Annotated in this window: 13 protein-coding genes; 5 read left to right on the forward strand and 8 right to left on the reverse strand. The window is 35.8% G+C overall.

Features of this window, described 5'->3' with window-relative positions:
• Positions 1-2 precede the first annotated feature (2 nt).
• From QWY86_RS17830 to QWY86_RS17840, 3 genes are read right to left on the reverse strand one after another with little or no spacing between them, the layout of a single operon-like run.
• Positions 3-1,274 carry a TolC family protein gene (locus QWY86_RS17830; RefSeq protein WP_290244060.1) on the reverse strand — a complete coding sequence of 424 codons (1,272 nt, stop codon included), beginning with the start codon at positions 1,272-1,274 and terminating at the stop codon, positions 3-5.
• A 56-nt stretch (positions 1,275-1,330) separates the two neighbouring features.
• Positions 1,331-2,680 (reverse strand): HAMP domain-containing sensor histidine kinase, encoded by a 1,350-nt coding sequence (locus QWY86_RS17835; protein WP_290244067.1) that lies wholly within the window; start codon positions 2,678-2,680, stop codon positions 1,331-1,333.
• Positions 2,680-3,357 carry a response regulator transcription factor gene (locus QWY86_RS17840; protein WP_290244068.1) on the reverse strand — a complete coding sequence of 226 codons (678 nt, stop codon included), beginning with the start codon at positions 3,355-3,357 and terminating at the stop codon, positions 2,680-2,682. The genes QWY86_RS17835 and QWY86_RS17840 overlap by 1 nt, the downstream gene beginning before the upstream one ends.
• Positions 3,358-3,638: 281 nt before the next feature.
• Between QWY86_RS17840 and QWY86_RS17845 the strand changes: the two genes are divergently transcribed.
• Positions 3,639-6,182 carry an alpha-L-rhamnosidase gene (locus QWY86_RS17845; RefSeq protein WP_290244070.1) on the forward strand — a complete coding sequence of 848 codons (2,544 nt, stop codon included), beginning with the start codon at positions 3,639-3,641 and terminating at the stop codon, positions 6,180-6,182.
• Positions 6,183-6,342: 160 nt separating this feature from the next.
• Here QWY86_RS17845 and QWY86_RS17850 read toward each other — a convergent pair whose 3' ends face one another.
• The 3 genes from QWY86_RS17850 to QWY86_RS17860 form a co-directional block, all read right to left on the reverse strand.
• Positions 6,343-6,573, reverse strand: a complete 231-nt coding sequence (locus QWY86_RS17850; protein WP_290244072.1) for a DUF4287 domain-containing protein — start codon at positions 6,571-6,573, stop codon at positions 6,343-6,345.
• 146 nt (positions 6,574-6,719) lie between these two features.
• Positions 6,720-7,439, reverse strand: coding sequence for a 3-keto-disaccharide hydrolase (locus QWY86_RS17855; RefSeq protein ID WP_290244074.1), 720 nt, complete (start codon positions 7,437-7,439; stop codon positions 6,720-6,722).
• Between the two features lie 114 nt (positions 7,440-7,553).
• Positions 7,554-10,136, reverse strand: coding sequence for a hypothetical protein (locus tag QWY86_RS17860; protein ID WP_290244075.1), 2,583 nt, complete (start codon positions 10,134-10,136; stop codon positions 7,554-7,556).
• Positions 10,137-10,299: 163 nt separating this feature from the next.
• Between QWY86_RS17860 and QWY86_RS17865 the strand changes: the two genes are divergently transcribed.
• The 4 genes from QWY86_RS17865 to QWY86_RS17880 all read left to right on the forward strand — a co-directional run bounded on the left by QWY86_RS17865 (position 10,300) and on the right by QWY86_RS17880 (position 23,169).
• The gene (locus tag QWY86_RS17865) at positions 10,300-19,761 is read left to right on the forward strand and encodes an Ig-like domain-containing protein (RefSeq protein ID WP_290244076.1); all 9,462 of its coding nucleotides are present in this window, start codon (positions 10,300-10,302) and stop codon (positions 19,759-19,761) included.
• A 32-nt stretch (positions 19,762-19,793) separates the two neighbouring features.
• Positions 19,794-20,795 (forward strand): PorP/SprF family type IX secretion system membrane protein, encoded by a 1,002-nt coding sequence (locus QWY86_RS17870; RefSeq protein ID WP_290244078.1) that lies wholly within the window; start codon positions 19,794-19,796, stop codon positions 20,793-20,795.
• Positions 20,796-20,804: 9 nt separating this feature from the next.
• A complete protein-coding gene (locus tag QWY86_RS17875) occupies positions 20,805-22,799 on the forward strand; it encodes an OmpA family protein (protein WP_290244079.1) in 1,995 nt (664 codons plus the stop codon).
• Positions 22,800-22,971: 172 nt separating this feature from the next.
• Entirely contained in the window at positions 22,972-23,169 is a 198-nt protein-coding gene (locus QWY86_RS17880) for a hypothetical protein (protein WP_290244081.1), read from the forward strand.
• A gap of 9 nt (positions 23,170-23,178) precedes the next feature.
• On the opposite strand, the gene QWY86_RS17885 is transcribed toward QWY86_RS17880, so the two are convergent.
• Both QWY86_RS17885 and QWY86_RS17890 read right to left on the reverse strand, forming a co-directional pair.
• Positions 23,179-24,381: a sugar transferase gene (locus tag QWY86_RS17885; protein WP_290244082.1), complete on the reverse strand. Its 1,203-nt coding sequence runs from the start codon at positions 24,379-24,381 to the stop codon at positions 23,179-23,181.
• Positions 24,382-24,386: 5 nt separating this feature from the next.
• The gene (locus tag QWY86_RS17890) at positions 24,387-24,791 is read right to left on the reverse strand and encodes a response regulator transcription factor (protein ID WP_290244083.1); all 405 of its coding nucleotides are present in this window, start codon (positions 24,789-24,791) and stop codon (positions 24,387-24,389) included.
• Between the last annotated feature and the right edge of the window lie 165 nt (positions 24,792-24,956).

The raw sequence follows: 24,956 nt of genomic DNA on the forward strand, positions 1-24,956 counted from the left end.
TTTTATTTAAAAATACTTGAACCTGTTATGTAATTTATTTCAGCTCTCGAACTCATTTGCTCGAACATCAGTTTATTTAATTGTAAGCTGTTTTGTTTGTAAGAATCATACAAATCAAGAAACTCTATTAAACTGATGTTTCGCTCCTTAAAATTCTTTATCAGCGCCGTTATCAGTTTATTAAAATTAGTACTGAAATCAATATCTATTTCATTAACCAACTTTTCATTTCTAAGCGCAGTTCTGTAACTGTTTAAAACTTCGTTTTCGAGTAAAATTTGTTGTCGGCTAATTTTTAGATTCGATTCATCAATAGCCAATTTTGCTTTTTTTATTTCACCTTGATTTCTGTTGAAAAGTGGAATTGGGATTTTCAACCCAATCCCAGTGTATTTTTCAGGGTAATTTCCTTTATAATCGTAGCTTAAAGAAAGCTCTACATCTGGAATTGCCATTGCTTTTTGCAAGCTTAAATTGGCTTCGCTAAGTTGTAAATCAGTTTTCGCTAATTTTAAATCCGGTCGGTTGTTTCTTGCAGAATCGAGCAATTCTGAAATTGAAATTTTCTCAACTTTTGATAATTGAGTTTTATTTTCATCAACAATTGGCATAATTGGCGTAGCTGCACGAATACCACAAATTAATTTTAAATCGCGGTAATTATCTTCTAGTTCATTTAAAGCATCAACACGTTCTGCTTTTAAACCAATTAATAAAGATTTGATTCTGATTAATTCTTTTTGAGCAACATTTCCAGATTTATACTGTATTTCGTAAGCTTTTAACAATTGTGCAGTTGATGTGATTTGTTCATCAAACAGCTTAATTGTTTGGTTAGTATAATAGGCCTTGTAGAAATTATTTGTTAACTCGAATTTTAGGGTTCGCAAAAGCTCAAAATATTCCGTCTCGGCTAATTTTACACCAAATTGAGCAACCTTTATATTTTTGTTTCGCTTTCCAGCCAATTTAAATAACTGCGAAATTGAACCCGCAAACTGACCAAATTCGGCAGAGGTTTGAAGAAATTTTTTAGTCTCATGATTGTAGAATAGGTTTTCATATTCTAACTCCGGATTATCGAATAATTTAGCAGTAATAATCTCTGCCTTCGCTTGCTCTATTTGATAATTTCTTACCAACAAATCGTAGTTGTTTTCTAAAAACAGCGATTGCGCTTTCGAAAAGTCTAATTTTAAAGTATCGATTTGGCTTTTAGCATTTAAGCAACAAAACCCTAAAAATACAATGAGTAATGCCGAGGTTTTTCTCATGCGGCAAAACTATTATTGCGAAATTAAACGCGAATTAAATCGAAATTAAAAGCGGATTAAAGTGTAGGTAGTTTAATTGTAAAAACAGCTCCATTAGGTTTTGCAGCAGATAATTCAATTGTTCCTTTAAAAATCTCTATTATTTTTTTGGCGATATAAAGCCCCATGCCTTCTCCTTGTAAGCCGAGGTTTTTTGCGTTGCTGTAAAATGGCTTAAAAATTTCATTAGTTTTTTTTGCTGATATTCCTGGGCCAATATCTTCAATCCGAATGGCTATTTCCTGATTTTTATATTCTACAGCTAAAGTAACTTGCTCGTTATTAGAAAACTTAAATGCGTTTGAAATTATGTTATCAAGCGCAATTCTAATTAGTGTTTCATTTGCAAAAATGGATAATTCTTTAGCATCTTCGTTTAGAGAAACGGATAAGTTTAAACCTCTTTGGAGCTTCCAATCTACTTTAATAGCATTAACCAAATCAACCACAAAAATCTCAGAACGTTGAGCGTGAATCAGTTCCATATCCATTTTCGCCAATGCTAATAAACCTGTAATAATGTGTTCCATTTTTTCAGATTCTTCTAAAATAGATTGAATAGAATTTTTGTATTCATTTAAGTTTCTATCTTTAGAAAGCACAAGTTCGGCGCTCATAATTACACTTGTAAGAGGCGTTCTTAATTCATGCGAAGCATTAGCAACAAAAGTTTTTTGTAAGATAAAAGCCTGCTCAAGTTCTTCCATAAGCTGATTGAAGGTTTTGGCAATCTGATTTATTTCATCATTGTTTGCTTTTTCCTCAACCCTAAATTCCATGTTTTTTGCATCAATTTTTTCAACATCTGCAAGGAATTTATTTAATGGCTTTAGCATTTTTTCTGCAATCCATCTGCTCAGCAATAAAACAAAACCCGATATCAGGATGAAAACAAAAATCATGATTTTCCAGAGTTTTGCTAGCCTGTTATGAGAACCTTGGTCTTCGGCGGAAGCCAGAATAACAAAATCGCCCTGATTATCTTTGTAGTAAATGCCAACAACTTGCCTTTCACCATCAGTATATTTTAAATGCTTGCGTTGGCGAACAAGTTCTATAGTAGATTTTGTCCAATATTGTGCAGAATCGCCAATAAAAGTAGCCCTGTTTTTGCTATCGTAAATTCTGGTAACCTCACCGTTCAATTTCTGCAAGTACTTATGTCGAACAGTATTTAGCGCATCGCGACTAATTTCATCAGCTTCGAGGTAAAGTTTAGCTGTAACCATTGTCCGGTCTGTAAGTCTTTCAAAAAAATCGGCTTGCAGAAATTTCATGAAGGTAAAATAAACCGTAAGCAATACTGCCAAAAGAATGGTGGTACAAATTAGTGTAAAATATAAGGCTATACGGTCTTTAATTTTCATTATTTCAAAATATAGCCCATGTTTATTTTGGTATGAATAAGCTTTCTATCAAATCCTTTCTCAATTTTTTTTCTTAGAAAGTTGATGTAAACATCGATAACATTGGTTCCCGTTTCGAAGTTAATATCCCATGCTTGTTCTGCAATATATTGTCTCGATAGCAAACGGTTTGGGTTTCGTAAGAAAAGCTCAAGTAGAATGAACTCCTTGGCGCTAAGGTCAATATTTTTTCCAGCTCTGGTTACTTCCTTACTTGCAGTATCCAAGCATAAATCATCAAAACAGAGAAGATGCTCATTGTGGGTTTCGATAACATTCGACCGTCTTAAAAGTGCAGCAATTCTAGCCAAGAGTTCTTTTAAATGAAACGGTTTTACCAAATAATCATCCGCTCCTGATTCTAATCCTATTACTTTATCATCAACCGTTCCGAGGGCTGTAAGTAAAAGGATAGGCGTTTTTACGCCATGATCTCGAATCAATTTGCAAACTTGCAAACCGTTTATTCCAGGCATCATTACATCAATAATCAACAAATCGAATTTTTCCTCAATAAAAAGAGAAAGTGCATCGCTTCCATTAAAAACACAACGGGTAGAATAGCCATTTTCTTCGATGGCCGATCTTAGCAAATCCGAAATTTTAACATCATCTTCTGCTATTCCAATTTTGGGCATACTACAAAAATAACCATATCATCTTAAATTGAGATTAAAATTGATGTAAAGTTCTCGTTCAAATATTGATGTAAAGAAATAAAAATTGCATATTACATCATATTAGTAAAACGTTTTATAATCTGTACTAACCACATATTCATTCTTAAAGTAATAAAATGAGTTCACTCCTAAATAAGATAATATTTTTATACCTACTTATATTCATAGTCAATCAATCATGTGTTAGTGCAGCCGAAATTTTAAAGCTTAAGTGCGAACATTTAGAAAATCCCATTGGGGTGGATAATCCAAACCCACGTTTATCATGGATGATGGAAGACAACAGAAAAGGAGCTATTCAACTCGCTTACCGGGTTATTGTTGGTACAGATTCTTTACAACTCAAAAGTAAAATGAATGTTCAGTGGGATAGCGAAAAAGTAATTTCTGGAAATAGTTTGATTACTTACAAAGGCAGAGCTTTGGCGCCATTTACAAAATATTTCTGGAGGGTAGAAGTTTTAGATAAAGACAATAAGTTGGTGTCTTCAAAAATTTCAAGTTTTGAAACCGGAATGATGGGTGTAGAAAATTGGAAAGGAACCTGGATTAGTGATAGAAGTGATATAAACGCTCGTCAGGCGCCATATTTTAGGAAAGTTTTTGAACCGGTAAAACAGGTAAAATCTGCAAGGGCATATATTGTTGCTTCAGGCTTGTACGAACTTTATTTGAATGGAGAGAAGGTTGGTAACCATCGATTAGATCCAATGTATACCCGTTTCGACAGGAGGAATTTGTACGTTACTTACGATGTTACTAAAAATCTGCAGCAGGGAAAAAATGCGGTTGGCGTTATCTTGGGGAATGGATGGTATAACCATCAGGCTATGGCGGTATGGAATTTTGATAAAGCGCCATGGAGGGCAAGACCAGCATTTTGTCTGGATTTAAGGATTACTTACACCGACGGTACAACAGAAACCATAACATCAGGCAGTGATTGGAAAACGAGTTTTGGGCCAATTATCTCTAATAATATTTATACGGCTGAACATTACGATGCAAGATTGGAACAAATGGGATGGAATAAAGTTGATTTTGATGATTCAAAATGGCGGGGAATAAACCTCAGGGCAGCTCCTTCAAAAAACATCGTTTCTCAAACCATGCATCCAATTCGTAATGTCGAAGAAATTAAAGTTAAAAACATTCGCAAATTTAACGATACGACTTACTTATATGATTTGGGTAGAAATATTGCAGGTGTAAGTAAAATAAAGGTTTCCGGACCAAAAGGAACGGTGATAAAGCTAAAACACGCTGAACGTTTATTTGCAAATGGTCGTGCAGATTTATCTAATATCGATGTTTACTATCGCCCTAAAGATAATACAGACCCTTTTCAAACCGATATTTTTATTTTAAATGGAGATGGGGAAGAGGAGTTTATGCCCTTGTTCAACTACAAAGGTTTTCAATATGTAGAAATTACATCAAGCAATCCAATAAAGTTAGATGAAAAAAATCTTGTTGCTTATTTTATGCACAGCGATGTACCTGCAACTGGTAAAATATCATCATCAAATCCCTTAATTGATAAAATTTGGTGGGCAACCAATAACTCTTATTTATCTAATTTATTTGGTTTTCCAACCGATTGTCCGCAAAGGGAAAAAAATGGCTGGACGGGTGACGGACATTTTGCTATAGAAACCGGATTGTACAATTTTGATGCGGTAACGGTTTACGAAAAGTGGTTGGGCGACCATCGCGATGAGCAACAACCTAATGGTGTTTTACCAGATATTATACCAACCGGAGGCTGGGGTTATGGTACCGCAAATGGCACCGACTGGACGAGTACCATTGCAATAATTCCATGGAATATTTATATGTTTTATGGGGATACCAAAGCACTTGCCGATAATTATAAAAACATTAAACAGTATGTTGATTATGTAAACAACATCAGCAAAGATGGCTTAACCACCTTCGGACGGGGCGACTGGGTTCCGGTAAAATCTACTTCAAATCTGGAATATACTTCATCAATTTATTTTTATGTTGATGCTGATATTTTAGCCAAAACAGCTAAATTATTTAATAAACAAAACGATTACCTGATTTATAGTGCATTGGCAAAAAAAATTAAACAAGCCATAAACACCAAGTATTTTAATGCCGAAACGGTTAGCTATGGTTCTGGTGTTCAAACTGAATTAAGTATGGCATTGCAATGGAATATTGTTGAAGATAGGTATCGCCAAAAATTAGCCGAAAACCTTGCAAAAAGAGTTGCCGAAGATGGTATGCATATCGACGTTGGCGTTTTAGGTGCTAAGGCAGTTTTAAACGCTTTGAGTGATAACGGGCAAGCAGAAACCGCATACAAGCTCGCTGCACAAGATACTTATCCGGGTTGGGGTTGGTGGATAGCAAACGGCGCCACTACACTACATGAGAATTGGGATATGAAGGCAACAAGAGATATTTCTGATAACCATATGATGTTTGGTGAAATTGGTGGCTGGTTGTTTAAAGGCATCGGCGGAATTAAGATAGACGAAAAGCAACCAGGTTTCAAAAACATTTTGCTTCAGCCGAATTTTGTAGAAGGTTTGGAACATTTTACGGCAAGCCATGAAAGCCCGTTTGGTACAATTTTATCTTCATGGAAGAAAAATAAAAATGGCGTAAAGTATGATGTTAAAATCCCTGCAAATTCAACTGCGAGTATTACTATCCCTCAAGTTGCTGGCAAACAGGTGTATTTAAATGGAAAAATTGTGGGTTCAAAGTTGGAATTAGGCGCCGGAACCTACTCATTTGATGTTAAATAGATATAATTTTAGCTGATAAAAAAGAGAATGTATAAGAGGGTTTGCCTTCTTTAAATTATATTTTGAACAGTCATCAATCCCAATTTACTAGGAATACCAAAGCGATTTACACGAAGCTTTAGGATTTCGACTTTTGCGAGAATGATGAGAATAAAACAATTTATTTGCTGTCTTCGTTTTTAATTCCTTTGAGTAAAGCGTAAACAGCCATCGAATGACCATGGCCTAAATCATAATCTTCCTTTAACCAGCTAACAATTTCACCTGCTTTAACTGTGGACTTTAATGATCCGTTTATAGTAAAGCCTTTTTCATCTGCTTTAGTTCTCAGCTCTGCTGGTGTTAATCCGGTTTTTTCTTTTATTGTTTTAAGATATCCTTGGAATGACATAATTGATGGTTTTATTTAACTCTAAATTAAACTATCAAAAGCGAAATGTGTTATTTGTTTGCGACAAATTAAAAGTCAAATACGACAATTACCGCATAAAAAAAGGATTGGTTGTATACCAATCCTTTTAATGTTTTATATAAAAACTAAAGTTGTTTAATCTTAATATTTCTCCATTGGCTCGAACCTGGATGCTCTTGTAGTGCAATTTTACCTTTTGCAACCTTCGCAAAATTTGCAAATGCTTTATCTTTAAATTTGCTGTTTTCTACTAATTTGTTCCACTCATCGCTTCCTATCTGGCCATCAAAAGTTTTTATTCCATTTAAATAAAAAGTCAAATGTCCTTTGTTTTGTATTAATCGAACTTTATTCCATTCGCCAACAGGTTTTGGTTTAGAAACTGATGCATCACCTGCCATATCGTATAAACATCCGGCTAGATGATTTTCTTTTTTATTATCATCGGCATCAATATTATCTAAAACCTGCATTTCAGGTCCAGTTAAATATGTCGCTCTAAATTTTGGGCTTTCCTGTATATCGAAAATAATACCGCTATTACCACCTTTTGAAATCTTCCACTCAAGGTTTAATTCGTAGTTTTCATATTCTTCATTGGTTACAATATCACCGCCACCATTTCTTGGTTTTGATGGGTCGAATACAATTGCACCGTTTTGTACAGTCCATTTTGAACCTACTGTATCTCTTAAATAAGTGTGCCAACCATTTAACGATTTACCATCAAATAGTAATTTCCAGCCTTTTTTTATTTCTTTTTTAGTTAGTGTGTTTGCCTCTTGTGCGAAAGCTGTTCCGCAAAAGATTGCGAATGCTGCAAGAAGAAATAGCGATTTTTTCATTGGTTTTCTTTTTTTATTTCGAAAATAATAAATACTTCGCTAGTTTCTATTATTCGGAATAAGATGCGTTGAAACTGTTACAAATCGATTTAGTAGAAATAAATCAATTGTATGCTAATTGGATTTATAAGATTTGAGAATCTTAAAAGTATGACTGAATTTTTCGCCGTTTAGGTTAACGAAATCAGGCATGGTAAGTTTATTTAGGGCTAAATAATTTAACAAGTCTTTAATTGCCTGCGATACACTTTCAGAATCACTAATATGTTTTAGCGCATCAATTTTTACAAGCTGAAAAGAGATTTCGAAAATTTGAAGTTTGTGCTGATTTGCAAGTTTCATACCATTATCAACCTCGGCAATTACATTTTTATAATTGCCCGTGTAATTAGAAAAATTCGCTTTAGCCAAAATATACGAAGCAAGTATGTATGGCGTATGGTAACCATGCGGACTATCAAGTAGCTTTCCAAACAGATTAAGAATCCTTTGCGTGGTTTTTAATTTGTTTAATTTTAAACAGTTTTGTGCTATTGCAATCAATAAAAATGATGAAAACACAGATGAACGCAGATAAAAAATCTTTGGGTATTTTTTAATGATGGCTTCGCACAGCATTGAGCATTCATTGAAATTCTTATTGCTGAAAAGAACAATAATTGCCAGTCGGTAAGTTATCATTTCATAACTGCTTAACATTTTGTTCGGCAATGGCTTACTTTTAGTAGTGTTATGGCAAAGTGTATCAATCTTTTCTAATAAGGTTTTGCTATTATTTGGTTTGCCAACCAATACATTATTGAAGAACGTAATTAAATCGTACGGATTAATAGGGAAAAGTTCTAATAGTTCTCTATTGTAGCGTTTTAGTATCTGCATACTTTCAGCAAGCCCAACTTTATCCATATCAACAATTGAAATACCACAACTTATAACATTAAGTATAATTTGTATATTCTCATCAAAAACCTTTTCTGATAGTTGGTTAATTATGGATTTATAATGGCTGCTCATTATTCTTCCACTCACTATCAAATCAATAAATTGAATGTCGATGGTATGGGCGTTAAATTTAGAGTCGGGTTTACTTAATTCAAATAGTGCAACATCGCAGATGAAGTTAAACGCTTTATTTTTTTCTTCGTTAGTAAATGGTAAGGTAAATATATTTTTAAGTGCTTTTATTTCATTTCTATTGATGCAAAACCTAATACTCCAGTTTAATAAATGTCCTCTTAAAGTATGTTCTTTCGAATAATTTGTTAAAATTTCTTCGAAGAAATTCTTATCAGGTTTAAAATTGAATTTTTCAGTTAATTGAAGAAATAAGAAATAAGTATAAATATCATCATTCAAAAACTTGACTATTTCTGTAGGAATTGATGTTGTAAGTCTTTTTTCTTCAATTAAAATTCCTCCATACAAAAGTTCTTGATAAGCCTCTGGATACGAATTGGCATAGTTGAGAATATTTTCTTTTGAAACCCGGTGACATACAGCCCCTTTTGATATTTCCCTGCTAATTTCTTTTAGAATAAATATTTTCTCGGTGCTGTTTTTAGATAGGAAAATTTTGTTTTCCAGAAAATAATTAATCAATTCCAGGCAGAGCAATTGGTTACTCAGCTCGAGCGTTTTTATCTCTTGTTTAAGTTTATAGTAAATTTGTAACCAGAATGGTGTTTTAAACTGCAGTAGTAAGCCAGGATGCAAATCACTCTCAAGAATTGGTTTACCTTGAATTTTACTTAAAGTGAATAATATTTCTTCTGTATTTAGTGATGGTACATTTGTGTTATTATCATCATCAAAAAATAAGCCTTTATACCATGCATTTGTTAAAAATGCTGAACCTGTAATAGCAGGCTGTAAATTAACCCAATTGTTAACTCTTAAGCCCAATACAATTTTTATAAAATTATTATGCTGAACGCTATACAAAAGTTCAATTAATGTTTTAAAGTATTCATTAATAGATAAATACTGGTCGATACCATCAACAATTATTACAATACGGCCTTTACAATTTTTAGGATTTTTGACAAAATATGAAATCAATTCACTAAGTCCTGGGAATTTAAATTCCTTTAAAAACCAATCTTTTAATGATAATCCGTTCTGGATTATATCGCTGATTGTACCAGAGTTTATAAGCAAAACAATATCTGATTTGTATGGTGCATCATCATTATAAAAAAAATTTTCTATTAAATGCGCAAGTAAAATAGATTTTCCTTGCCCTGGTTGGGCGCTTATGGTTGTGAACTGATAATCGTTTTTTAAGAAGTAATCAAAATCACTGTAAAGAAAATTACGTTTTGAGGTGGCATCAAAAGGGACACCAGAACTATTCTTTTTTGCAATTAATGAGGTATCTGTAATGGCTTGCGTTCTGATTTTTAAATTCTGCCAAACGTCATCAACATCTGTAGTTTCATTTTCTTTCTCCTTACAGAAAGATTCCCAATCTGAAAATCCGATATATTGAGACAGACTATTTAAAGTAAATAGGGAAAATTTATGCAGAGTTTGAGCAAAGCCAAAAAAACGCTTAACTGTGGTTTCGCTAACGTAGTTTTTGGTTTCCTTAAAAATTAGCTCAGAAATAGTCTTACAATGAGCCGGATCAATGTTTCTGAGTCCGGATTTTATAAGAACAAACCTCCTAAGCTGAGAGAGCAATTCGTTTGTATTCATTAATAGAGGATGTTGATGCTAATGTCATCAAAATTATGCAATAGCCGAAATGATTTCAAGTAACAAATATCCTATGAACAAAATGAACGAAGGAAAATGTCCGATTAATGAATAATAATGGATAAAACTTAATGCTGACATCTACCGTAGATTTGAAAATAGAATGAGAAACACTCCTTCGGGGGATATGAACTTCTCGCTCCTTAAACAAAAAATCAAACCTAATAACGCTGATATGATGAAAAACTCTACTCCACTTTCCCGTTTCGGGAAAATTCCTCTCATTCAAATTTTTCTAATCGTTTTATCTATAACGGTCATAAGTTTAAAATCTTATGGGCAAAGTAAAATTTATGCCAATTCTGTAAGTTCGGTATCGGGCAATGGTCAGTCTAGCTTATTGGGTTGCGGTACCTTAGGGCTTTCAGGGTGTTTTACAACACCAACAGTTGATAACCCAAACAACGCCATCACGGCAGATGAAACTACATTTGCAACAGTAAAATCATCTGGTGGTTTAGCAGTTGGAATTGGAGCATATACAGGAGAGATAGAGCTCCAGTTTCCAACTACACTTGCAGCTGGTACTGTTGCCTACGTAAGAATAGATGCCGACCCAACGCTTTTAAATCAGTTATTAGCTGGGAATTTGGGAAATTTATTAAGCAGCGTTGTTGGGGGGGTGGCTTTAGGTAATCACTCGATTGACGTGGGTGCAAGAAACGCAAGCGGTGCTACAGTTTTATCTGGGTCGAGTGTTAATGGTTTCACAAGCTCTAACTTACGTTTAGTTAGAGATGCGAATGGCTATTTCTATGTTGCAATTAGGCCAACTCAAGATTATAATAAAGTTTTTGTTAGAGATGTAACGAGTGCGCTTTTATTGGGAACACTAAATAACACGAAAGTTTACAACGCATTTTATACTTCAGGAACTGATGCATGTGCACAAACTTTTGCAACAAGCTTTGAAGGAAATGGCTTAACGCTTGATGCTTTAGGCTTGGGTAAAGCAGGAGTGACTAACCCAAGTTTTGCCATAGATGCAAACCAAACAAATTACGCTGAATTGAGTTTGGGTGCTTTGGGTGTTGCAGGCTCCATTAGTCAGAATTTTTATTTTAATACCCTTTCTAATACAAGCGATGAAATTAATTTGAGAATAGGCGCTTCTGGAAATTTGGTTAATGCGGGTGTTTTAAGCAGATTAAGCATTACGGCCTATAATGGCAATAATCAGGTTTTCAATCAATCAGCAGGGAATTTATTAAGTGTCGATTTATTAAATGCTTTAGGTAGCGGACAACCTGTAACCATTCCATTTTCGCCTGGTGTTGCTTTCGATAGAGTACAGGTTACATTATCGTCTTTGCTGAACGTTAACCTAACCCAAACCATTTTAATTTATGGATTAACCAGAACAGCAGCCCGACCAACATTTGTAGCACCAAGTTCGAATGTTGTTAACGCTTGTTTTAATTCTGCTGCAACTTTGTCGGCAACTACACTTAGCACAAACGACTTGCGTTGGTATGATGTTGCTGAAGGTGGAACCGTATTAGCCACAACTGCCTTTAACGGCACATTTACAACACCTGCTTTAACTGCAAATAAAATATATTATGTTGCCGCAAGGCGAATTGGTTGTATTGAAGAATCGGTTCGCGTACCAATTACCATAACAGTAAACCCAACCATTGTTTTTAATACAACGGTTTTGGCAAATGCTACAGTTGGGTTTCAGTATAGTAAACAAATTGATTTAGCAACAGGCGGAACACCAACATTTTCTTACGCATTGGCTAGTGGAAGTTCTCTACCTGCAGGTTTATCCTTATCTGCAAACGGTACAATTTCTGGGATTCCAACTTCTGCTGGTAATTTCAGTTTCTCAATTGTTGCAACTGATAGTCGTGGTTGTTCAGTAACAGTTTCATATAATTTGGATATTACTGATGCATTGGTTTTAACACCTGGAACACTTCCTGATGGAATAACTGGGTCATTGTATCCTAATCAAATTATTCCTGCGGCTACTGGTGGAACGCAACCATATATTTACTCGGCAACAAATCTTCCCCCGGGTTTAATATTTGAACCGACCACAAGAGAAATTACTGGTACACCAACAACTGTTGGTACTTATACAGTTCCTGTTACGGTTATAGATGCAAACGGAAATTCGGTTACTTCAGCATATATAATTAAAGTTATTGATCCACTGGTTTTACCCGCTGCTACCTTAGCTAGCGGTGTAACTGGAAGGGTGTATACACCACAAATAATCCCATCAGCTATAGGTGGAGTTGGCCCATACAGTTATGCTGCAAGCGGTCTTCCATCTGGTCTAACATTTAATCCTGCTACGAGGGAAATTACTGGTACGCCTACATCAAGTGGAACGTTTACCATTCCAGTTATTGTAACCGACGCTGAAGGAAGGAATAGTACAACCAATTATATCATTACAGTAACCGATCCGCTTCTATTACCTTCGGCAGTTTTAGCAAATGGGAATGTAGGTACAACCTATCCAACACAGGTAATTCCATCAGCAACCGGAGGTGTTGGAGCGTACACATATGTTGCTACGGGCTTGCCTCCGGGTTTAACATTTAATCCAGCTACAAGAGAAATAACCGGTAATCCAACTCAAGCCGGAAATTATTCAGTTTCGGTTACCGTAACAGATGCTCAAGGAAATACTGCTAATAATTTATATCCTTTGAGTGTGATTGGAGTATTAACATTACCTACAGCTTCATTACCGAGTGGCACGGTTGGGGTTGTTTATCCAACTCAAACTTTACCAGCCGTAACTGGAGGAACTGCACCTTATACTTACGTTGCCTCTAATTTGCCTCCGGGATTAATTTTCAATACAGCAACTAGAGAAATCTCAGGTACACCAACGTTGGGGGGAACTTTTGCTGTTTCTCTAACCGGAACTGATGCTATCGGTAATGTTGTAAATACAGATTACAGTATTGTCGTTAATGTTAATCAACCTGTTGTTACCAGTGTATCAGTTTGTGCCGGAAGTGCTGCAACTTTAAATGTTAGCAATCTTCAAGCCGGTGTAACTTATAATTGGTATGCTTCCACAGGTAATACACCTCTGGCAACAAATAACAATGGTGTATTTACAACACCAGCATTAACTTCTAATACTACTTTTTATGTTGAGGCGATTTCAGGAACTGCCACAAGCGCCCGAATTGCAGTTAATGTAACAATTAATCCATCTGCAAGCCCGGCAATAATCACTACGAATAATCAAGTAATTAATTCAGGACAAACAACAACCTTAAGTGCTACCGCTGACACAGGCAACACAATACGCTGGTTTGCTACACAAACCGATGGAACAGAATTAGCTACAGGTTCTAATTTTACCACGCCTGCCTTAACCACAACTACAACTTTTTATGTTGAAACCGTTAATGCAAGTGGTTGCCCAAGTAACGTTCGTGTTCCGGTTACTGTTACTGTAATAACAGGTGGCAGTAATACAATTTGTAATGCTGCAGGAACTCAAAATTCGGGTATAACAGGCATTTGTATTTTATGTGGAATAAGTGGACCAGGAAATTCAACAGATGCAAATCCTAATAATTTCACAAGAATAACATTAGCAGTTGGTGCACTATCGACTGGATTTCAACAATTAATATTTAATACTGCCGGAACAGCCACAGATAGTGTACGATTAGATTTGGGCCTACCAACAGGTTTGTTAGATTTATCTTTACTTGGAAATATTACGGTTAACGTAATGAATGGTAACACAGTTGTTAGTAGTTATCCATTAAATTCTTCACTGTTAAGATTGGCGCTTTTGGGGGGCAGCCGTTTTCAAGCTATTTTGCCTGCAAACGGACCATTCGATCGTGTTGAAGTTCGTGTTGGTGGTTTAGTTTCTGCAGTTACAAGCCTGGATATTTACGGGGCAACAATTGTTTACCCATCGCCAACAATAACTAGTGGAACGCAAACAATATGTGCAGGCACTTCTGTTTCTTTATCTGCCACAGCCAATGGTGGCACTACATTACGTTGGTTTGATGCTCCTACTGGGGGAAATATTTTAGCCTCTGGGGAGACATTTACAACTCCATCGCTTACAGCAACTACAATTTATTACATTGAGGTTAGCCGAGGAAATTGCACAAATACAGCAAGAATTCCAGTAGTGGTAACTGTGATTCCTGCAATATCAATTCCGGTTTTGGCACCTGTAGCAAATGCTTGTATCGGTTCATCAGCAACACTTTCTGTAAGCAATCCAGATCCTTCACTAACATATAATTGGTATGACAGCGATACCGGCGGAACGCCAATATTTACTGGCAGTGTTTTTACAACGCCAGTTTTAACCTCAAATATTACTTATTATGTAGAAGCTGCTAATGGTATTTGTGTGAGCAGCAGCAGGGTTGCAGCAATAATCACGGTAAATCCAACTCCGGCAATTCCAGTTGTTACGGCTTCATCATTATCAGTTCCATCAGGACAAACCGCCACATTATCAGCTACATCATCTGAAACAAACATTACCTTTAACTGGTACGATAGCGCTAATGGCACAAGTCCGGTATTTACAGGTGCAACTTTTGTAACGCCACCAATTATATCAAATACAAGTTTTTACGTAGAAAGTGTTTCTTCATCTGGTTGCCCGTCTGCAAGCAGAGTTCAGGTAACTATAACAATTAGCGGAACAGGCACGCCTGTTATTGTACCGTGTGAAGTCGCATCAACTCAAAGCAATGGATTCTCTGGTATTACTTTAGGTGCGGGTGTTGTGAATCCAAATCTTGCAATAGATAATGATGCTCAAACCGCTTCAACATTAGTTTTACCTGTAGGAGTTGCGGGCGCATCAGTGTATCAAAATTTATCATTTCCAGGAGTTTCTCGAGTTGGAGATACATTAAGAGTGCTAATATCATCACCTGGAAGAATATTATCATTAGGTGTATTAAGCAGTGTGCAAATTACTACGTATTTAAATGGTGTTTCTAACAATAATCCTTTAAGTTTAAATGATGCCTTACTAAATGTTCAACTTTTAAGTGGAAATACACAAGCGTTAATTACTTTAATTCCATCAGTTGTTTTTGATGGAGCAGAGCTAAGGCTAAATTCTGGAGTGGCAAGCGCCCTTTCTTCTATTAATTTAAATTATATGCAACGTACACAACTTGCTCCAGAAGTGGTATCGTCTAGTATTGCTGTTTGTTTAGGTAATACAGCAACTCTTCAGGTTGCAAATCCGGTTGCTGGTTTAATTTACAGGTGGTTTGATTCAAATCAAAATGCTTTGGCAGATGGAAATACATATACAACACCGGCCATAACAGCAGGTACACAATATTTTGTTGCTAGAGTTTCTTCGACTGGTTGTGTGAGTGCAAAAACTGCAGTTAATGTTACCTTATCTGCACCACCTGCAACTCCGGAATTGTTATCATCAACTATAAATGCTTGCCTTGGTAGTCAGGTTACCCTACAAATTAAAAACCCAATACCAGGAGTAATATATAGATGGTATAATTCATCAAATGTTTCTGCAGGTAGTGATGGACCAACATTAATAGTTACAGCCGCTGCTAATACAACTTATACAGTTGAGGCGGTAAATAGTTGTGGTACTTCAGTTACAAGAGCTACAGCAACATTGAATGTTGGTGCAACACCTGATGCTCCAATAGTTTCCTCAACTTCGGTTACAATAATTTCTGGTAATACGGCAACTTTAACCGCTACATCATCAATAGTTGGAAGTACGATTAGGTGGTATAGCGATGCTGCTTTTACAAACTTAGTATCCTCAGATGCGGTATTTACAACACCTATTTTAACTTCAAGCACAAATTATTATGTTAGAAATGAAACTTCTCTATGTGGAAATTCAGCAGCAGTAATAGTTGCCGTAAATGTTATTCCTGCTACTCCAGGAACTACAGATTGCGGAACGGCTACTGTTGCATTAGCTGATGGTTTTACAAGTTTGGGCATAGGTTCTGGCGTTTCTAATACTGCTGCTGCGGTTGATACCGATATTAACTCTGCATCAACATTATTTATCACTGCGGGTGCAGCAAATGCCTATGTTTTTCAAAGAGTTGGATTTGCAGGTGGATTATCAAATATCGGAGATACACTACGTGTAAAAATATCTTCTCCGGCAAACTTATTGAGTGCCGCAGTATTACCAAGGATTACGTTAACCACTTACAACAATTTAACCAGCAATGCTGATGAAATTACATTAAGCAGTCAGCTTTTAAAATTAGAATTGGCTTCAAACGGTAGTGAGGCAATCTTAAGTTTCGTTCCAACAAAACAATTCAGTGGATTAGAAATCAGGTTGTATTCCGGCATTGTTGGCGCATTAACTTCTGTAAATCTTAATTATGCTCAGCGCCTAATTACCTCTCCTGAGGTTAGTTCTGTAACTGCAACAGCCTGTTTAGGTTCATCAGCTTTGCTTACAGTAAATAATCCAAAACCTAATACTACATACAGATGGTACCAGGATAATGTATTTAAAAATACAGGCACCACATATTTAACTGATGCTACCCTGCCAATTGGAAACCACAATTTCTTTGTAACGGCTACGGGTAATAATGGTTGTGAAAGCCCGAAAGTTGGGGTTGTGGTTACAATTACTGCGCCACCAGCAAACCCTGTTATTGCATCGGTTAATCCGGTAAATGTTTGCATAAACAATTCAACCACAATTAATGTACAGGCAGTGCCCGGAGTTATATATAACTGGTATGATGCGCCAGTGGGAGGTAATCTTTTAGTAAGCAATAGCGGTACTTTTATTACTTCTGCGAGCCTAGCGCCAGGTAGTTATACCTATTATGTAGAAGCAGCCTCAATTTCGGGTTGCGCAAACACTACAAGAACGGCTGTATTGGTTAATGTAAATCAAAATGCATCAGCGAGCGATGTCATAATTTCTGGTAATACGTCACTTTGTGATGCCGGAATAACAACATTAACTGCAAGCAGTACAACGGTAACAAATCCGATATTCACATGGTATAGCGATGCAGCCTTAACAAATCAAGTTTCAGTTGGTAGTACTTTCACAACACCTCAAATTACTGCTGCAACAACATACTATGTTACCGTTAATGGTACAAACCGTTGTGCAAATACAGTTGGTAATGCCGCAGTTATAAATATTAATATAAATCCATCATCAACAGCAGCTGACGTAAATGTAGCGGGTAATAACTCAATTTGTTCGGGTTCTTCTGCAAGTTTAACAGCAAGTAGTACGACGGTAATAAATCCAGTTTTTACTTGGTATAATGATGCTGCACTAACAAGCGTTGCCTTTAGCGGTGCAACATTTAACACACCTTCATTACTTGCAGAAACCACATATTATGTTACCGTAAAAGGAACTAATAAATGTGAAAATGAAGTTGGTGATTCAAGAGCTATAACGGTAAGAGCAAGCAGGATTTCAACAGCAGCTGATATAAATGTTACAGGTTTAAATAGCATCTGTAGAAATGTGTCTGCATCATTATCGGCATCATCAACCACAGTAACTAACCCAGTATTTACATGGTATAATGATGCTGCATTAACAAGTGTTGCTTTTGTTGGGGCATCATTCAATACCACGCCTTTAATAAATACAACAACTTATTATGTTACTGTTAAAGGAGATAATAGTTGTGAAAATGCTTCAGGCTCTGCTGCTGTGGTAACGGTAACCGTTAAAGATTATGCTACCGCTGCAGATATTACAGTTAATAATGCAAATGTATGTTCTGGTAGCTCAACAACTTTAATGGCTTCAAGTTTAACCGTTACACAACCAGTATTTACCTGGTATAGTGATGCATCATTAACTGTTCCTGTATTTACAGGGCCAACCTATAATATTACCGCGGTTACATCAACAACAATATTATATGTTACCGTAAAGGGCAGCAACAAATGTGAAAATGCTGCTGTTGATGCGAAGGTCGTAACCGTTACTGTAAATCCATTAGCTACAACAACAGATATTATAGTTTCTGGAACAACGGCGGTATGTACAGGCAATCCAGCAGTTTTAACAGCAAGTAGTACATCAGTTACAAATCCAGTATTTACATGGTATAGTGATGCAGCGCTTACAAATATTTCATATGTTGGATCATCATTTACAACACCGTCCTTAAATACAAATACAACTTATTATGTAACGGTAAAAGGCGATAATAAATGTGAAAATGCTGTTGGTAATGCAAGAGTTGTTACCATAACTACGAGTCCGGTTCCAACAAGTCCGGTAATATCAAACACTGGAACAACAATTTGTTCTGGCGATGCTACTACTTTAAATATTCAAAATCCACAAGCAGGTATTACTTATGAGTGGTACAACAGTGCAACTGGAGGTAACCTATTATTTAGCGGTACATCTTTCACAACTCCAATTCTTACAGCAAACACCACATATTACGTTCAAGCTGTAGGAGCAGCAGGTTGTGCAAATTCTACTGGGCGTACAATGGTTGCGGTCATCGTTAATGCTCGTCCGGGTACTACATCGGTTGCGTCATCATCAGTAAGTGTGTGCTCAGGCAGCTCAACTGTATTAAATGTAACGAATGCTCAGTCAGATTACACGTATAATTGGTATAATGCTGCGACAGGAGGAAACATATTAGGATCTGGTAGTAGTTTTAACACTGGTGCTGTTAATACAAATACGGTTTTTTATGTAGAGGCTGTATCTGGTAATTGCGTATCAGCAACAAGAACACAGGTAAATGTTACTGTTCTTCCGGTTCCGTTAGCTCCGGCTCAAGTAAGTGCAGCGAGTAATACAATATGTGCGGGAAGTGCTGCAACATTGAGTGTGGTAAATCCAGATCCAACCTTAACTTACAGTTGGTTTACCGCAGGTTCTGGTGGTACATCAATTGGTCAAGGAACAACTATTACTACGCCTGTTATAACAAGTACAACTATATTTTATGTAGAGAGCATCAACGCTTCGGGATGTAAGAGTACGATTCGTACACCTATAACAATCACCGTTCTTCCTGTGTTGGCCGCACCAGTGGTTCGAGTTGAAACAACAACTGCGAACAGTATAAGCTTTGCATGGAATGCAGTTACTGGAGCAACAGGTTACGAAATTTCATTAAATAATGGTTTAACATGGCAACAACCATCAGAAGGCGCAAACGCGACAAGACACTTGGTAATTGGTTTGAAACCAGACCAAAGCGTAACAATTGTTGTAAGGGCAACAGGTCAAATTGCTTGTCAAACTAGTGCTAATTCAACTGCATTAACGGCTAAGGCTGCTAATCCGTTAGGAAATGAAATCTATATTCCAAATGCATTTACGCCAAATAATGATGGTAAGAACGATATATTCTTAGTTTACGGAACAACAATAGCTTCAGTGAAGATGAATATTTATACCCAGTGGGGTCAGTTAATTTATCAGGTTGATTCTACAACAACAGGATGGGATGGAACTTACAGAGGCGTACCACAGCCTAGCGGAGTTTATGTTTACATGATTGAGGTAATTTCTTCGGATGGAACCAAAGTGATGAAAAAAGGAACGATTACATTAATCAGATAACAAAATAATTATCACAGTTAAAATAAGATACCATGAAAATATTATCGTCAGTAAAACTATATATTATTGTATTTGCTTTGTGCAGTTTCGTTTTAAAGGTTAATGCTCAAACAGATCCACATTTTTCGCAATACTATGCATATCCACTATGGCTAAACCCAGCACTTACTGGTGTTATCGATGGCGACTATCGTGCATCAGTTAATTTTAAACAGCAATGGGGTGCGCTTTCCAATTCATTTTTAACTGGTGGAGCATCTTTTGATGTTGCACCAACTAAAAACTTCGCCTTTGGCGCAACCATTTTGAATCAGAGAGCAGGGGAGTTAGATTTTAATTATCTTACTGCTTTGGTTTCCGGTTCATATCGATTACGTTTTGGTTTGGAAGGTTTGCAAATGATAAGTTTTGGTTTGCAGGCAGGTTTTGTAAATAGAAGTTTCGATCTTTCTCAAGCCCGTTTTGGTAATCAATTTAATCCCGTAGGCGGTTATGACGGTGGAATGATGAGTGGAGAAATGTTTTCTTCAACATCATCATTTGTTCCTGATGTAAATGCCGGAGTGATGTATTTTGATGGAAATCCTAACCAAAATGTTAATGTTTTTGCTGGTTTTAGCGCAGCTCACCTTAATCGCCCGGTCGAACGGTTTTCTGGAAATAGTTTGCGTACTCCAATTCGTTTCACAGCACATGGTGGAGCCAGGATAAGGGCATCTGAGATTTTTGACGTAGTACCAAATGCACTATTTATGTATCAGGGAAATACCCGAGAAATATCGTTAGGCGGCTATGGTCAACTTATGCTTAACAATCAATCAAATATACTTTTCGGGGGAAATTATCGCATAAAAGACGCAGCAATAGCATTTGTAGGCTTACAATTTAAAAATATGGTTTTTGGATTGAGCTATGATATTAATACTTCCTCTTTCCAACGAGCATCTAATAGCAATGGTGGCTTAGAGTTGTCCATTTCTCTAATTGGAAGGAATGGAATTATTGGTCCAAACTTTTTCTGTCCTCGTTTATAAAAGAAAAATATGAAAAAATTAATCATACTGGTAGCCGTTTTCATTAGTAGCTTAACAACAAACGCACAATATGTTGTTAATTATAAAAAAGTTGCAGATGCATATTTTCAAAATAAGGATTATTATGCTGCATCAACGTTTTATAAAAAAGCGTTGAAGATAAGCTCTGATAGTTCACAGGTTGTACTGCCTTACACAAACGAGAATAAGCAAAATATAAAAGACAATTTAATCGAAGATTACGAAGGTTCTATATTTAATCTGGCTGAATCGAGTAGGTTATATCGAAATTTTTTAGAAGCAGAAAAATACTACGCTGTAGCCAGCACATTCGGAAAACCAAAATATAAAAATGCTTTATTTTACTATGCAGAGAGTTTAAGGGCTAATAAAAAATTTCCGCAAGCAATTACAGCATTCGAACAATTTATAGCAAAAAATAAAAGTGATGATTTAGTAAAAGCTGCCAATCTGGAAATTCTATCGTGCAAGTTTGCGATCCAAGAAATGCGTTATCCAAGATTATTGCAACTTCAACGAGTTCCGGAAAAAATCAATGGTTTGGGTTCAAACTATGCTGCCGTTAAGCGTAGTAGTGAATTCTTTTACACATCTTCAAGACCTGTTGCCGTTACAGGGAAAACTGAGGTTATAAAAGCTGTAAAAGGTGAAACAGTTGTAAGTACGAAGGCTAACCCTTTTATAAATAATATTTATTTTGCTAAGGATGATTTAAACTCTTCTGACATTTCGGTTAAGGCACTTGATTTAAATTTGCCTAAGGATATGGAAACAGCAGCAATAAGCTTTAATCCTGAAGGTAATATCGCCTATTTTACAGCATGGAAGGACAAGGAAAAATATGCCATTTATCAATCTAAAAAAGATGGAGATAAGTGGGCTAACCCAATCCCATTAGGTCTACAAATTAATGAGAAGGAATTTAATTCTGCACAACCATTTGTTACTAGCGATGGTAAATTTTTGATTTTTTCATCGGATAGGAGCGGAGGCTTTGGAAAATATGATTTATGGTACGCTTCAATCCGGACAGACGGTTCGGTAGGTCAACCTGTTAATTTAGGACCAGAAATTAATACAGAAGCTGATGAAAAGGCTCCATATTATAATACTCTAACCCGTAAATTGCTTTTTAGTACCGATGGGAGAGTCGGATTTGGCGGTTTAGATTTCTTTGAATCGGAAGGAGATTTTATTAATTGGACTACTCCAGTTAATATGGGCTATCCATTTAACTCTTCAAAAGATGATCTCTATTTTACTGCAATTAATGCTGATGCAAGTAAAGGATACATAAGTTCTGACAGAGAATCGGCCTGCTGCTTGGAAATATTTGAAGTTAAAAGAGAATATATTTCGATTAACGGAATCATTAGCGATTGCAAAACTAAAAAACCATTAGCAGGCGTTTCTGTTAAGATGATTGACCAGGATATCCAAAAAAGCATTATAACAGATGTAAATGGTAGGTATGAGTTTAAAATCGATAGCAGAAGACCTATTAAACTTAATATATCAAAAGATAATTACTTTGCCCTTAATAAAAATTATAGCTACGAGGAAGTAGCAAAGGCAGACACGTTAATGAACGTAGATTATTGCATTAATTCATTCAAAATCAATGTTCCAATTGTTCTTGAAAACATTTACTACGAATTTAATAGCGCCGAACTAACTCCATCGTCGCAAAAAACACTTGATGCTTTGGTCGCAATTATGGAAGATAATCCTGAAATGGAAATTGAATTAGGTGCTCACACAGATGATATTGGAACAGACGCGTACAACCAAGATTTATCAGAAAGGAGAGCAAAATCTTGCTTAAATTATCTGGCTAGTAAAAGTATTGCAGAGAATCGAATGTCATCGAAAGGATATGGAGAACGTGTACCTATTTCAGCCAATAAATTAAAGAATGGCAAAGACAATCCTGATGGTAGAGCTAAAAATAGAAGAACCGAATTTAAAGTTATTAAGAAATAGTACATAAAACAATGTTGGTTTGGTTTAGAGCAGGGTATTTAACCCTGCTTTTTTGTTAAAAAAATTACTCAAAAAAGTTGTTAAATGTATTTTGAATTATACGAATTAATTATACAGAAATTTATATTATTGCAGAACATTATTGTTTTTAAAAAATAGACTTTCATCCTTAATGCTTAGAAAAGGTAAAATAACATCAATTAATAACGATGGTTCAGGATTAATCACTGACGAGAATGAACAAGAAATTCCTTTCACACTAGGCGATTCTTTATTTTATAATATAAAGGGTGCCGATGTAAATTTCAATATTAAATTAACAGATGCGGGGTTAGTAGCAGTTGATATTCAGTTGGCTACTGGCGAATAATACGAGTTTTTACACGTTTTCTTTTTGGAAAAGAGCAGGTATTGTTTTAAAAATCAGTTTGATATCATTTTTAAAACTTTGCTGTTGAGCATAAGTATTGTCGAGCATTAAGCGTTCATCTTCACTCATCTCACCTTTACCACGTTTTTCTACCTGCCATAAGCCAGTAATTCCTGCTGGTGCTGCAAAACGAAGAACATATTTATCCGTAGTTAACTTTTCTGCTTCGTAAAGAGGCAATGGCCTGTTCCCTACAATACTCATATCGCCAATTATAACATTCCAAAGCTGAGGAAGCTCATCTATACTCGTATTTCTTATAAAATTACCAACCTTGGTAATTCTTGGGTCGTTTTTGATTTTGAAAAATGCCGAACCCGAATTTGCTAGTTTAGAATATTTAAAGTCTTTCTCGCACCATTGTATGTTATCAGCATAAAGTGGATACTGACATTTGCCTTCAGCAGCACATTGATTACATAAGCTTTCACGAATCACGGTATCTTCTTCGGCTTTAGTTGCCGAATCGATATTGTACTGGTTTAAGTGTTTTAAATCTTTAATGCGTTGATCTGCATTAACAAACATCGAACGGAATTTATAAAACTTAAATACCTTAAAACCTGTCCCAGCTCTAAGCGAATAATAAAATACCGGACCTTTGGATTCCAGTTTAATTAAAATATAAATAATTAAAAATAACGGAGATAGAAAGAAAAGTGCCATACTGGCGAAAAACACATCAAATACACGTTTTGCAAAACCTATATTTTTTATTGGCGGAACTTCAGATTTTATACTGTCTTTTAATTCATTCCAATTATCAATTAAGAAATTAATTCGTTTCTCAATTCTATTTATCTTTAAAGGGATTCTAAATACATCAGATATTCCTGCAGATAGTGCTAACTTCCTAAGGTTGGGATTAAAATAGTTAACAACCAGAAAAAATGGAACAATTGATAAATCCCTTTTCTTTAACGTTTCAACCAATGCTAATCCGGCAGGAGCCATAATCTCACTATAAGAAACTATTGCAGTAATGTTTAAGTTTTGGTCGTTCCATGCTGATACCATTTTCATCCCATTTTCGAAATGAATAAGTTCCTTCTCTCCAAAATTGCAGTTTGCAAACATATCTGCAAAGGCATCTTCGAAGCCAACTAAGGCAATTATTGGTTTACCAGGCGGAGCGTAAATTCCTTCACTCATAATTATTAAGCACTCAACTTACCCATTCTTCTTAAAACAACTCTAATTCTTGCTTCTAACTCAGCCGGATTAAATGGTTTTACAACAAAATCATCAGCTCCAGCGTCAAGGCATTTTATTCGCTTGTCAGAACTTTCTTCACCAGAAAGTATTAATATTGGAACAGAATTAAAGAAATCGCTAACTTTTACTTGTTCTATTAATTCTAAGCCATTAAGTTTTGGCGTATTTAAGTCGGCGATAATTAAATCAGGAATATTTCCATTTTGCATAAATGCCAACGCATCCATACCATTTGAACTTGTTTCAATTTCGTAAGCAGAACTTAAAATTTCCTCCAGTATTGCCTGCATAAAAACGTCATCTTCAACGATTAATATTTTTATTGTTCTGGAACCTGATAAACTCATTTTTTTAGGATTGCATAATTTAAAACCTCGGTGTTTAATACGTAAAAACCGAGAATAAGGTTTTAGTTATTTTTATTTATTTGTTAAGCTAACAACTAGCAAAAACATAATAATTTAAGTTATGCTTTTTTTAATAAAAAGAATTGTAGCCTTTAATTTAGAGTG

This window comes from Pedobacter aquatilis (assembly GCF_030409415.1).
GTDB classification, from domain to species: domain Bacteria; phylum Bacteroidota; class Bacteroidia; order Sphingobacteriales; family Sphingobacteriaceae; genus Pedobacter; species Pedobacter aquatilis.